Source organism: Leptothrix cholodnii SP-6, assembly GCF_000019785.1.
GTDB lineage: Bacteria > Pseudomonadota > Gammaproteobacteria > Burkholderiales > Burkholderiaceae_C > Sphaerotilus > Sphaerotilus cholodnii.
This window is the reverse complement of sequence record NC_010524.1, coordinates 3,670,941-3,683,102: the sequence shown is the minus strand read 5'-3', so window position 1 is coordinate 3,683,102 and position 12,162 is coordinate 3,670,941. Positions and strand designations below refer to the sequence as shown.

Sequence of the window (12,162 nt, the reverse complement as noted above, 5' to 3'; positions counted from 1 at the left end):
GGTGGGTCTCGATCGCAGCTCAGGCCACGTTGCGGCGGTTCTTCCAGGCGTCCACCAGCACCGTGAAGTTGCGCGCCACCTCGTCGATGAAGGCAGCGTCGTCGATCTCGCCCTTGAACCAGCGCAGCGAGGCGCTGACCCACAGCGTGCGGCCGACCATGAAACCCTTGACGATCGGATTCGTCGCCTGCGCGAAGCTCGCCGCCAGGTAGTCGAGCGGCTGGTTCAGTCCCAGGATCACCGCGCCGCGGCAGAACGGGTCACGCTGTGCCACCAGCGCCTCCAGCGCCGACCAGCCGTCCGCGCTCATCGGCGCGAGTTTCCACCACTCGGGCTTGACGCCGAGGTTGTAGAAGCGCTTGACCGCGCGCAGCACGGCTTCGTCCTCGGTGCCGGCGGGCGTCAGGGCCTTGGGCGGGATGATCTCGAGCAGCAGCTCGTTGCCGCTCTCGCGCGTGGCTTCCCACAGTTCGAGCACGCGGGCTTCCTGTTCGAGGCGCAGGTCGACGGCGTCGTCCGGGTGGTAATGCACCAGGCACTTGACCACCTGCTCGGTCGGCCAGTGGATCAGCGCGCTGCCGATCGAGCGGGTGCCGTCGAATCGCAGCGGCCGCGAGCTCGGCAGCTCGACCGGCCGGCCGACCCACCAGTCGCGCCCGGTGGCGCTGGCCAATGCGTCGCGGCCGTAGTCGCTGCCGTCGATCAGCACGCCCATGTGACCTTGCAGATTGCGGCTGGCTTCGACCTGTTCGGCCGCTTTCACCAGCAGCTGCTTGAGGGCCGGGACGCGGCGGTCGCTGACGCCGGCTTCGCGGGCGATGTCGTAGAACTGGCTGCGGTGGTCGAAGGCCATCACGCAGAGTTCGTTCCACTGCGCGCGGTTCGGGCTGACGCGGTGCAGGTGGGCGAGCTGCTGGTCGGCGTCGGGCTTGGGGTTGCGCGTGCCGCTGAACCAGTGGTCCAGCTCGGCGGGCGTGGGCATCGCGGCCGAGCAGGCGTGGCGCGACACCACGATCGCGCCGCAGGCGTTGGCGACCTTCGTCGATTCGGCCCAGTCCTTGCCACGCAGCAGGCTGGCCATCAGGCCGGACATGAAGGCGTCGCCCGCACCCAGCACGTTGAGCACCTCGATGCGCTCGCCCTTGAAGGTGGGCGCGTCGTCGATCGCCGCCGGGATCGAGCCCTCGATGACGCTGCAGCCCAGCGCGCCGCGCTTGACCACCAGCACCGCCGACGAGATCTCGCGCACCGCGCGCAGCGAGGCCATCAGGTCGTTGGGCGCACCGCCGGCGATGAAGAACTCTTCTTCGGTGCCCACCAGCATGTCGAACTGCGACAGCACCTGCTGCAGCTGCAGCGTCACCTCGGCATCGGGCACGTAGCGGTTCTCGCCGGCGCCGCGTGGGGTCAGGCCCCACAGCACCGGGCGGTAGTCGATGTCGAGCACGCGCACCACGCCGTGGCGGCGCGCGGCGGCAAGCGCCGCCAGCGAGGCGCGCCGGGTGCCGGGCGTCGACAGGTGCGTGCCGGTGATGGCCAGCGCGCGGCATTGGGCGATGAACGATTCGTCGATCAGCGCGGCGTCGATCGCCATGTCGGCGCAGTTCTCGCGCATGAACAGCAGCGGGAAGGTGTCGCGGTCCTTCAGCGCCAGCAGCACCTGCGCGGTCAGGCGCTGGGGGTCGATCTGCACCTGGCTGACGTCGCAGCCCTCGCGTGCCAGCGTCTCGGTCAGGAAGCGGCCCATCTGCTCGTTGCCGACGCGCGAAATCATCGCGCTCTTCAGGCCCAGCCGCGCCACGCCGAAGGCCATGTTGCCCGACGAGCCGCCGAGCGTCATCGAGAACGAGCGGGTGTCCTCGAGCGGGCTGCCGAACTGCTGGGCATACAGATCGACCGCCAGGCGGCCCAGGCAGGCCAGGTCGAAGCGGCGATCGGAGGGGAAGTTGAGGGCACTCATCAGCGCATTCGCCCGGGCGGGGCGTCCATCGGGGGGTTGAATTTCAGGCTTCTGGCAAGTCTAGATTCTAGAGAAATCAAGTTCTCTAGGTGTATCTCCTTAGAAATTGATTTCCAAAAAAACGGGGCTCGAAGCTACAGTGGCTCCGTGCCGAAGAGCAGGGCCCGCCCCGCTTCTCGGCCATCAGGAACCCGCACCCGAACCCACAAGCCCTAGGAGACAAGTCCATGAAGAAGATGTTGATCGTCGCTGCCGCTGCTGCTGCCACCCTGGCCGCCCCGATGGCCCACGCCCAGAAGGTCGGTCTGGCGATGGCCGAGCTGGACACCTTCCTGACGATCCTGAAGAACGGCACCGTCGATGCCGGCAAGAAGGCCGGCGCCACCGTGCAGGTCGAAGACGCGCAGGGCGACGTGGGCAAGCAGCTGAGCCAGATCCAGAACCTGATCGCGCAGAAGGTCGACGCCATCATCGTCAACCCGGTCGACACCGACGCGACGCCCAAGATCACCAAGATGGTGACCGACGCCAAGATCCCGCTGGTCTACGTGAACCGCAAGCCGGTCGACTTCGCCAAGCTGCCCGCGGGCGTGGCCTTCGTGGCGTCCGACGAAAAGGTCTCGGGCACGGTGCAGACGCAGGAGGTCTGCCGCCTGCTCAAGGGCAAGGGCAACGTGCTGGTGCTGATGGGCGAGCTGAGCAACGAAGCCGCGCGCACCCGCACGCAGGACATCGAGGACGTCGTCGCCACCAAGGAATGCAGCGGCATCAAGATCGCCGACAAGCGCGAAGGCAAGTGGAGCCGCACCAACGGCCAGGACATCATGACCAACTGGCTGTCGTCGGGCGTGAAGTTCGATGCCGTGATCGCCAACAACGACGAGATGGCGATCGGCGCCATCAACGCGCTCAAGGCCGCCAAGAAGTGGACGCCGGCCTCGATCGTCGCCGGCATCGATGCCACGCCGGACGCGCTGGCTTCGATGAAGGCGGGCGACCTGAAGGTCACGGTGTTCCAGAACGCCGCCGGCCAGGGTTCGGGCGCGGTGGAGACGGCGCTCAAGCTGATCAAGAAGCAGCCGGTCGACCGTTTCGTGAACGTGCCGTTCGAGCTGGTGACGCCGGCCAACCTGGCCAAGTACTCGGGCAAGAACTGATCGGTTCTGCCTGCAAGTCGGCCTGACCGCGCGTCAGGCCGAGCCTCACTCCACGGAGTGAACCGACCCCTGCAGCCGCCCGCATCGCGCGGGCCGCCTGCGGCGGTTGCATGAAGGAAGCCTCATGTCTTCAGCCACCCTGGAAGCTGCACCGGCCGCGTCTGACACGCCCGCCGTCGAGCGCTCCACCGGCTATCTGCTCGAAGTTCGCGGCGTGCGCAAGGCCTTTCCCGGCGTGGTCGCGCTCGACGACGTGCAGTTCAAGTTGCGCCCCGGCACCGTGCACGCGCTGATGGGCGAAAACGGTGCCGGCAAGTCGACGCTGATGAAGATCATCGCCGGCGTCTACATCCCCGATCAGGGCGAGCTGCGCGTCAAGGGCAAGCCGCTCACGCTCACCGGCCCGCTCGATGCGCTGGAAAACGGCATCGCCATGATCCATCAGGAGCTGAACCTGATGCCGTTCATGACGGTGGCCGAGAACATCTGGATCCGCCGCGAGCCGCTCAACCGCTTCGGTTTCGTCGACCACGCCGAGCTGCGGCGGCGCACGCAGGCCCTGTTCGACCGCCTGGTGATCGACATCGACCCCGAGACCGAGGTGCGCAGCCTGTCGGTGGCCAGCCGCCAGATGGTCGAGATCGCCAAGGCGGTGTCGTTCGACTCCGACGTGCTGATCATGGACGAGCCGACCTCGGCGCTGACCGACAAGGAAGTGGCGCACTTGTTCCGCATCATCGGGCAGCTGCGCAAGGCGGGCAAAGGCATCGTCTACATCACGCACAAGATGAACGAGCTGTTCGAGATCGCCGACGAGGTGTCGGTGTTCCGTGACGGCAAGTACATCGACACCCGGCTGTCGAGCGAGCTCACGCGCGACGACATCATCAAGATGATGGTGGGCCGCGAGATCACGCAGATGTTCCCGAAAGAAGAGGTGCCGATCGGCGGCGTCGTCATGTCGGTCAAGAACCTCGGTGTCGAGGGCCTCTTCCGTGACGTCACCTTCGACCTGCGGGCCGGCGAGATCCTCGGCCTGGCGGGGCTGGTGGGGTCGGGGCGCTCGAACGTGGCCGAGGCGCTGTTCGGCGTGGTGCCGGCGACGACCGGCTCGATCGCCATCAACGGCCGGACGGTGGTGATCGACACGCCCGCCGCGGCGATGAAACACGGCATGGCGTTTCTCACCGAAGACCGCAAGGACACCGGCTGTTTCCTGAGCCTCGACATCCTGGCCAACATGGACACGGCGGTGCTGAGCCAGCGCTACGTCAAGTTCGGTTTCGTGCAGAGCGCGCAGCTGCAGCGCGACTGCGAGGCGATGGCGCAGTCGATGCGGGTCAAGACGCCGACGCTGGCCGAGATCATCCAGAACCTCTCGGGCGGCAACCAGCAGAAGGTGCTGATCGGGCGCTGGCTGCTGACGAAACCGAAGATCCTGATCCTCGACGAACCCACCCGCGGCATCGACGTGGGCGCCAAGGCCGAGATCCACCGGCTGGTCAGCCAGCTCGCCGGCCAGGGCGTGGCGGTGCTGATGATCTCGTCGGAGATGCCCGAGGTGCTGGGCATGAGCGACCGGGTGATGGTGATGCACGAAGGCCGCATGACCGGCATCGTCGAGCGCAAGGATGCCGACCAGGTCCGCATCATGGAGCTCGCCTCGCAATGAACGAAGCCCCCACGCCACCGGGTACGGCGGCTGCCCCCCGAGGGGGCGCGCGGCCTGCTTGGGGCGGCCCGGCGCCGGCCGCCATCCCCCACAACATCTCTTAGGTTGACCACATCATGAGCATCTTCAATCCCGCGGTGGGCGCGCAGTCCATGACCTACAAGCCGACCAAGCGGAAGTGGCCGCCCGAGGCCGGCATCTTCCTCGTGCTGATCGGCATCAGCCTGTTCTTCGAGGCGATCGGCTGGTACCTCAACGGCCAGAGCTTCCTGATGAACCCGGAGCGGCTGCAGATCATCATCTTGCAGATGTCGGTGATCGGCATCATCGCGGTGGGGGTCAACATGGTGATCATCACCAGCGGCATCGACCTGTCGTCGGGCTCGGTGGTGGCGGCGGCCGCGGTGGTGTCGGCCAGCCTGGCGCAGGTGTCGGACTTCCCGCGGGCCGTGTTCCCGCAGCTGACTGACCTGCCGGCGATCTGGCCGATCCTGGCCGGCGTGACGATCGGCCTGGTGATCGGCCTGATCAACGGCTCGCTGATCGCCTTCACCGCCATCCCGCCGTTCATCGCCACGCTGGGCACGATGGTGGCCGCACGCGGCTTCGCCAAGTGGTTCACCGGCGGCATGCCGGTGTCGATGCTCACCGACGACTTTGCCTGGATCGGCTCGGGCGTGATCCCGGTGGTGATCTTCCTGGTGATCGCGGCGATCTTCCACGTCGTGCTCGGCTACACCCGCTTCGGCAAGTTCACCTATGCGATCGGCGCGAATCGCCAGGCCGCACGGGTGTCGGGCATCAACGTCAACCGCCATCTGATCTGGATCTACGCGCTGGCCGGCCTGCTCAGCGGCATTGCCGGCAGCGTGACCGCGGCGCGGGCGATCTCGGGCCAGTCGGGCATGGGCGTGATGTACGAGCTCGACGCGATCGCCGCGGTGGTGATCGGCGGCTCGTCGCTGGCCGGCGGCGTGGGCCGCATGACCGGCACCGTGATCGGCGTGCTGATCCTCGGCGTCATGACCTCGGGCTTCACCTTCATCCGCATCGACGCCTACTACCAGGAGATGGTCAAGGGCGCGATCATCGTGGTGGCCGTGGTGGCCGACCAGTACCGCCAGCGCAACCGCCGCAGCTGAGCGCCTGCGTCATCGCTGAACTGAAGCCGGCTCGACCCGTTCAGACGTTCCCCTCGATCCGCGCGCCCGCGCGCGCGATCACGCGGGCCCGGCGGCTTGTATCCTGCCGCGATGAACCGTGAACTTGTCGAGCAGGCACTCGCCCGCTGGTCGGCTCCGATACCGCCCGCATTGCGCGCCGATTTCGATGCCTACCACCGCGCACAGAGCCTGCGCTTCCTGCTGCTGATGAACCTGCTGGGCCAGGCCGCCTACGTCTCCTACGTGGCGGCCGATTACCTGGTGCTGCCCGACATCGCGCACGAGTCTGCGCGTGCGCGCTCGATCTTCCTGGCGATCACCTTGCCGCTGACGCTGGCGGCCATGCGCTGGGTGCGCAGCATCCACCTGCTCGACATGCTGCTGCCCACGCTGATCCTGCTGGCCACGCTGATCTGGTTCGATCTGCTGGCGCGCAGCCAGATGCCGGCGGTGGCGACCTACATCTACGCCTCGATGATCTTCATCGTGCTGGCCAACCTGGGCGTGCGGGTCGACTTCCTGCCGGCGCTGGGCCTGTCGCTGCTGATCTCGGCGGCGATCCTGCACGGCGTGCTGCGACTCCATCGCGACGACCCGCAGGCGGTGATGGTGTTCGTGCTGGTCTACCTGCCGATGCTGCTGTTCAGCCTGTTCACCAGCTGGCACACCACGCTGTCGGGCCGGCGCGCGTATCTGCATTCGGTGCTCGACGGCATGAACCGCCAGGCGCTGCTGCAGGCCAACGAAAAGCTGCACGCCCTGGCCCAGACCGACGGCCTGACCGGCATCGCCAACCGGCGCCAGTTCGACGAGCAGGCGCAGCTGTTCTGGGACAAGGCCCGGCAGACCGGCAAGCCGATGGCGCTGCTGATCATCGATCTCGACCACTTCAAGGCCTACAACGACCACTACGGCCACCAGGCCGGCGACGACTGCCTGGTGCGGGTGGCGCGCGTGCTGTCCGAGCACATGCGCGAAGGCGACTACTTCGCCGGCCGCTACGGCGGCGAGGAGTTCGCCGTGATGCTGGCGCCGGCCTGGCCCGCCCTGGCCGGTGCGGTGGCCCAGCGCCTGACGCAGGCGGTGCGGCAGCTGGGCATCGCGCACGCGCACCGTGGCGACGGGCTGTCGGTGGTGACGGTCAGCATCGGCGCGGCGCTGTCGTCCGACGACGGCGTGCACGGTGTCACCGACCTGATCCGCTGCAGCGACGCGCTGCTCTACGAGGCCAAGCGCAGCGGCCGCAACGGCTACAAGGTGGCGCCCCGCCCGCTATCCTGACGCCACCTCGTCACATCCGGAGTGAAGCGATCCATGGCACGCAACGTCCTGGGCACCGAACTGGTGGCCTGCTCATTCGACCCGCTGACGGGCTACTTCCGCGACGGCTGCTGCAACACCCGGGCCGATGACCTCGGCACCCACGTGGTCTGCGCCCGGGTCACGGCCGAGTTCCTGGCGTTCTCGACGGCGCGTGGCAACGACCTGAGCACGCCGCGGCCGGAGCACCGCTTTCGCGGCCTGCGGCCCGGCGATCGCTGGTGCCTGTGCGTGCTGCGCTGGAAAGAGGCCCACGCGGCGGGCGTGGCGCCGCCGGTGGTGCTGGAGGCGACCCACCAGGCGGCGCTCGAACACGTCCCGCTCGACGTCCTGCGCACCTGCGAGTTCATGCCCTGAGCCGCCGGCTGGCTCAGCCCACCGCCTGCGTCAGCCAGTCGACGAAGGCCGCGCACTCCCAGCGCTCGAGTGCGCCGGGCTGCCAGCAGATGTAGTGGCGCATCGGCGAGGCCACCACCTGCGGCGACAGCCGCACCAGGCGGCCGCTGTCGAACCAGGCCGCGCCCAGCCCCAACCGCACCAGCGCGACGCCGAAACCCGACGCCGCCGCGTCGTACACCAGCCCCAGGTCGTTGAACTGCGAGCCCACCTGCGGCTCCGGCCGAGCCAGGCCGCAGTGCGTGAACCAGGTGCTCCAGGGCTCCAGCGGGCTGCGGATCAGGCGCGCCTCGGCCAGCTCGGCGTCGCTGGCAAAACCGGCGTAGGGGCCGAACTCGTTGAGATAGCTCGGGCTGCAGGCCGGCGTGACCGCTTCGCTCAGGATCAGCCGGTGCTCGAGGTCGGTGTAGCCGCCGGCGCCGAAACGCACCACCAGATCGGCCTTCTCGGCCGTCACGTCGAGCAGCGGTATCGACACCTGCATGATCAGCTCGACGTCCGGGTAGGCGTTGCGGAACAGCTCCAGCTTGGGCATCACCAGCTGGCGGCAGAAGGTCGGCGTGACCGCCACCCGCAGCCGCGTGGCACCCCGCTCGGCCCGCCGCGACGGCATCTGCCCGAAGGCCGCCAGCCCGGCACGCACATTGGCCAGATAGGCCACGCCGTCGGCGGTCAGCGTGAAGTCGTTGCGGCCGAACAGCTTCACGCCCAGGTGCGACTCGAGCTGGCGGATGCGGTGGCTGATGGCACTGGGCGTGACGCACAGCTCGTCAGCCGCCCGACTGGCATTGCGCAGGCGGGCGACCGCCTCGAAGGTCAGCAGGCACTGGATCGGCGGGATGTGTTGCAGGGCCATGGGCGGGTGTCCTCCGGGCCGACGATCACCGCAGCCCGCTGACTTCAATTGCCGTGTCTGTCGATGGGTTCGGTCAAGTAAGCGGACTCGCTTCGACCGTTCGAGTCGGTGATCCAACACTTCTTCTCGAAGAACGTTTCCATGAATGCGAAGTCATGGCGCCTTTGGAACAAGGTTCGTGTCCGGTTGAATCGTGCCTCAGGCGACTGGTCGTAGGTGCGCTTTGGTGATGGCATAGACATGGCGATTGAACTCGAAGTAGCTTGGATCGAATGCAAGACCATGGGCCTCGGCGATTGCTTTCGCAATGGCCGCCGAGCGCGAAATTCCAGAGCGGCAGTGAACTACAAGGCTTCGTACTGTCTGAGGGATCGCCTCGATGAACTGCGCGATCTGCAGCCCTTGAACTTCCTTCATCGGCGTCAAATCTTGGTTCGCGAATGGAAACGTAATTGGATCTGAATCGTGAAATGCCACTCGGAGTGTGGCGCCCCAGCCGGACTTCAGTTCCGCACGTACTTGACCAGGATCGGTGATCGAGATGATGGCGGCAGTCGGGCGCCCTTGCATGGATTCTGCTCGTCGTTGGCTCACGAACAGGACTCGTGTTAGCGCAACCTTTTTGGATTGGCGAATAGAGGTCATGGGTTGCTTTCCCAGCGAGTCAACGAACGGTAGGGCCTGCGCGAGGATACTGAACCGCGCCATCGCGCTGTGCCCCAGGCCGCGCAGTTGCGGCAGCACGAACCACACCCAGTGACTCGTCTTGCGGGGTCACGGTCATGCTCTTTCGCCTCACGGGCGGGCCAGCGCCCGCGAAGTCGAGATCGCCGCCACACCCGGCGCGAGCCAGATCGACAGCCACAGGCCGGCCAAGGCAGCGAGTGCGAGCGAACTGGTGAACGAGTGCGTGACGGTCAGCAGACCCGCCAGCCCCACGGCCGTGATGAGGGTCGTGCAGGCGACATAGGCGACCAGCAGATGCAGCCCGAGCTTGGCCAGCAGCGTTGAAAGCGGCACGTCGTCGACCGTCATGCGGCCGTGGCGGAAGGCCATCCAGCAGACGAAGACGCAGATCGCGGTTGCCGCCGCGAAGGTCCCGATCCAGAAAACCGGGGTCGCCGTGGTTCGGCCTCGAAGAAAGAGCATGAGGATGACCGAGCAGCAGAAGCTGCTGGCGGCGAACAGGATGCGCAGCGAGTGGCGTGGAGATTTCATGGTGTGCAGGCTCAGGGTGGGTGAACGCGATTCTGATGCGATCCCTCTGCGAAGGCGCGGTGTCGTCTCGCCCGATCAGACGTTCTCCGCCGTGTACAGATCGAACGGCTGCGGATACTGCTGCGCCAGCAGCGGTGCGTCGGCAGGGGCTTCGAGCGCGCGCAGCATCACCTCGACGGCGGTTTCGGCGATGCGTGCGGTGGGCGTGTCGATCACCAGGTCGATCACGCCGTCGATCAGGGCGGCGCGCTGGGTGGGCATCAGTTCGCAGCAGACCGTCACGATGTGCGGCGTGCGCAGCTGGGCCTGCTCCTCGCGCAGCGCGCGGATGATGCCGACCACGCCGCCGCCGGCCACGTAGATGCCGCGCAGGTCGGGGTGGCGCGCCAGCATCGCCAGCGTGGCCTCGAAGGCGAGCTGGTCGTCCTCGAGGTTGACCTGGGTGTCGATCAGGCGCAGCTGCGGCGCGTGTTCGCGCAGGTAGCTGCGAAAGCTGATCTCGCTGGTCTCCTGCCCCAGATAGCGGTGGCTGCCGACGAACACGCCGACCGAGCCCTCGCCACGCGCCAGCCGTGTGATCGCCCACGCCGCGGTGCGCCCGCTCTTGCGCGCGTCGGTGCCGACGTAGGCGGTGCGCTGCGGCGCGCTCAGGTCGGACAGCAGCGTCAGCACCGGCTTGCCCATCGCGTGCAGCGCTTCGATCGCGGCGGTGACGTGCGGGTGATCGACCGCCACCACCGCCAGCGCGTCGCACTCGGTGCCCAGGTTGAGCAGCGCGTCGGCGATCGAGGCGGGTTCGAGCTGGTCCATGAACTCGACCACCGCCACGCACTGCTCGGGCGTGTGGCGGGCGGCTGCCGTCGAGAAGGCCCGGCCGAACGCCTGGTAGAACGGATCGCCACGTTTTTGCAGGCAGAAACCCAGCGTGCGCACGGTGCGCTCGCCACGTTCGAGCAGGCGCGCGCGCATCAGCCGGGCGCCGTGATAGCCGATGCGCTCGGCCGCCTCGATCACGCGCAAGGCGGTGGCCTCGCGCACCGGCAGGCGGCTGTTGAGCACGCGGTCGACGGTGGCGGTGCTGACGCCGGCCGCCGCGGCCACTGCGGTGAGGGTCGGGCGGCGGCTCATCGCCGGCTCGGATCAGGGTTGACCCGCAGATCAGATGATGGAAATGCAATGAAGAAGCTCTGCATGGCTGATGACTTCTGATAGCAAATGATGTGAATTGATTGTGGCGCAGGGCGCTGATCCCTAGCATCCGCTCCCGGTGGATTCGGAAAGTTTTTTCCGACACGACTCAAGAATGAAAGTGGATGGAAGCATGACCAGCCAGACCCTGAACACACCCGCCGCCGCCTCTTTGCCCCGCCGCGACGACTACCGCCTGATCGGCGGCGCCGGTGAGCGCGCGCAGGCCGCCGGCCTCGTCAACGCCGATTGGTACAAGTGCGCCGTGCCGCGCGCCACCCTGAAGGAGCTGATGAAGCGCAGCGACGGCCCGGCCATCCGCGACACGCTGCTGTGGTTCGCGCTGCTGGTCGCCGCGGGCGCGTGGATGGCGCTGACCTGGGGCAGCGGCTGGTTCTGGCTGGCGTTTTTCGTCTACGCCACGCTCTACGCCGGCCCGGCCGATTCACGCTGGCACGAGGCCGGCCACGGCACGCCGTTCAAGACCCGCTGGATGAGCGATGCGCTGTATCAGGTGGCCAGCTTCATGGTGCTGCGCCGGCCGACCCGCTGGCGCTGGAGCCACGCCCGCCACCACACCGACACGCTCGTCACCGGCCGCGACCCCGAGATCGCGATCGGCGTGCCGACCGACCTGGCGCACACGCTGCTGCAGTTCTTCGCGCTCAAGGGCGGCCCGGTCGAATACCTGCGCGTTGTGGCCAACGCGCTGGGCCGGCTCGACGCCGAAGAGAAGACCTTCGTGCCGGAGATGGAGTGGCCCAGGATGATCCGCGAGGCGCGTTTCTGGGTGCTGATCTACGCGGCGGTGATCGGCGCGGCGGTGTACTTTGAGAGCGGGCTGCCGCTGTTCTTCATCGGCCTGCCGTCGTTCGTGGGGGCCTGGCTCTACACCTTCTTCGGCTACACCCAGCACGCCGGCCTGCCCGAGAACGTCACCGACCATCGCCTGAACTGCCGCACGGTCTACATGAACCCGGTGTTCCGTTTCCTGTACTGGAACATGAACTACCACGTCGAACACCACATGTTCCCGATGGTCCCGTACCACGCGCTGCCGCGGCTGCACGAGGTCATCAAGGGCGACTGCCCGCCGGCCTACGACGGCACGCTCGCGGCCTACCGCGAGATCGTCCCCGCCGTGCTGCGCCAGGTGCGCGAGCCCGACTGGGCGGTGCAGCGCCCGCTGCCTGCCCAGCAACCGGCCTGATTTCCAGATCCATCAACAGGAG

General features: G+C 67.4%; 10 protein-coding genes and 1 pseudogene. 6 read left to right on the top strand and 5 right to left on the bottom strand.

Going from position 1 to position 12,162, the window contains the following annotated elements; all coding sequences use genetic code 11:
• Positions 1 to 19 precede the first annotated feature (19 nt).
• Complete coding sequence (locus LCHO_RS16520; protein WP_012348319.1) at positions 20 to 1,960, bottom strand: bifunctional 5-dehydro-2-deoxygluconokinase/5-dehydro-2-deoxyphosphogluconate aldolase; 1,941 nt, start codon at positions 1,958 to 1,960, stop codon at positions 20 to 22.
• A gap of 227 nt (positions 1,961 to 2,187) precedes the next feature.
• On the opposite strand from LCHO_RS16520, the gene LCHO_RS16515 reads away from it, so the two are divergent.
• The 5 genes from LCHO_RS16515 (at position 2,188) to LCHO_RS16495 (ending at position 7,629) form a co-directional block, all read left to right on the top strand.
• Positions 2,188 to 3,117, top strand: a complete 930-nt coding sequence (locus LCHO_RS16515; RefSeq protein ID WP_012348318.1) for a sugar ABC transporter substrate-binding protein — start codon at positions 2,188 to 2,190, stop codon at positions 3,115 to 3,117.
• 124 nt (positions 3,118 to 3,241) lie between these two features.
• A complete protein-coding gene (locus tag LCHO_RS16510) occupies positions 3,242 to 4,789 on the top strand; it encodes a sugar ABC transporter ATP-binding protein (RefSeq protein WP_012348317.1) in 1,548 nt (515 codons plus the stop codon).
• A gap of 116 nt (positions 4,790 to 4,905) precedes the next feature.
• Positions 4,906 to 5,931, top strand: a complete 1,026-nt coding sequence (locus LCHO_RS16505; protein WP_012348316.1) for an ABC transporter permease — start codon at positions 4,906 to 4,908, stop codon at positions 5,929 to 5,931.
• 111 nt (positions 5,932 to 6,042) lie between these two features.
• Positions 6,043 to 7,233 (top strand): GGDEF domain-containing protein, encoded by a 1,191-nt coding sequence (locus tag LCHO_RS16500; RefSeq protein WP_012348315.1) that lies wholly within the window; start codon positions 6,043 to 6,045, stop codon positions 7,231 to 7,233.
• 33 nt (positions 7,234 to 7,266) lie between these two features.
• Positions 7,267 to 7,629 carry a DUF2237 family protein gene (locus LCHO_RS16495; RefSeq protein WP_012348314.1) on the top strand — a complete coding sequence of 121 codons (363 nt, stop codon included), beginning with the start codon at positions 7,267 to 7,269 and terminating at the stop codon, positions 7,627 to 7,629.
• A 13-nt stretch (positions 7,630 to 7,642) separates the two neighbouring features.
• Here the strand turns inward: LCHO_RS16495 and LCHO_RS16490 are convergent, their stop codons facing one another.
• From LCHO_RS16490 to LCHO_RS16480, 4 genes and pseudogenes are all read right to left on the bottom strand, one after another.
• A complete protein-coding gene (locus LCHO_RS16490; RefSeq protein WP_012348313.1) occupies positions 7,643 to 8,524 on the bottom strand; it encodes a LysR substrate-binding domain-containing protein in 882 nt (293 codons plus the stop codon).
• 198 nt (positions 8,525 to 8,722) lie between these two features.
• Positions 8,723 to 9,283 (bottom strand): annotated as a pseudogene (locus LCHO_RS23755) (DUF1810 family protein); the annotation flags it as partial.
• Positions 9,284 to 9,319: 36 nt separating this feature from the next.
• The gene (locus LCHO_RS16485) at positions 9,320 to 9,742 is read right to left on the bottom strand and encodes a hypothetical protein (RefSeq protein WP_012348311.1); all 423 of its coding nucleotides are present in this window, start codon (positions 9,740 to 9,742) and stop codon (positions 9,320 to 9,322) included.
• A 75-nt stretch (positions 9,743 to 9,817) separates the two neighbouring features.
• Entirely contained in the window at positions 9,818 to 10,870 is a 1,053-nt protein-coding gene (locus LCHO_RS16480) for a LacI family DNA-binding transcriptional regulator (protein WP_012348310.1), read from the bottom strand.
• A 193-nt stretch (positions 10,871 to 11,063) separates the two neighbouring features.
• Here LCHO_RS16480 and LCHO_RS16475 point away from each other — a divergent pair, with 193 nt between their 5' ends.
• Positions 11,064 to 12,140: a fatty acid desaturase family protein gene (locus LCHO_RS16475; RefSeq protein WP_012348309.1), complete on the top strand. Its 1,077-nt coding sequence runs from the start codon at positions 11,064 to 11,066 to the stop codon at positions 12,138 to 12,140.
• Positions 12,141 to 12,162: the final 22 nt, after the last annotated feature.

Coding starts and splice junctions, on each gene's coding strand:
- LCHO_RS16475 (WP_012348309.1), top strand. CDS start 11,064: ATGACCAGCCAGACCCTGAACACACCCGCCGCCGCCTCTTTGCCCCGC.
- LCHO_RS16500 (WP_012348315.1), top strand. CDS start 6,043: ATGAACCGTGAACTTGTCGAGCAGGCACTCGCCCGCTGGTCGGCTCCG.
- LCHO_RS16495 (WP_012348314.1), top strand. CDS start 7,267: ATGGCACGCAACGTCCTGGGCACCGAACTGGTGGCCTGCTCATTCGAC.
- LCHO_RS16480 (WP_012348310.1), bottom strand. CDS start 10,870: ATGAGCCGCCGCCCGACCCTCACCGCAGTGGCCGCGGCGGCCGGCGTC.
- LCHO_RS16505 (WP_012348316.1), top strand. CDS start 4,906: ATGAGCATCTTCAATCCCGCGGTGGGCGCGCAGTCCATGACCTACAAG.
- LCHO_RS16510 (WP_012348317.1), top strand. CDS start 3,242: ATGTCTTCAGCCACCCTGGAAGCTGCACCGGCCGCGTCTGACACGCCC.
- LCHO_RS16485 (WP_012348311.1), bottom strand. CDS start 9,742: ATGAAATCTCCACGCCACTCGCTGCGCATCCTGTTCGCCGCCAGCAGC.
- LCHO_RS16515 (WP_012348318.1), top strand. CDS start 2,188: ATGAAGAAGATGTTGATCGTCGCTGCCGCTGCTGCTGCCACCCTGGCC.
- LCHO_RS16490 (WP_012348313.1), bottom strand. CDS start 8,524: ATGGCCCTGCAACACATCCCGCCGATCCAGTGCCTGCTGACCTTCGAG.
- LCHO_RS16520 (WP_012348319.1), bottom strand. CDS start 1,960: ATGAGTGCCCTCAACTTCCCCTCCGATCGCCGCTTCGACCTGGCCTGC.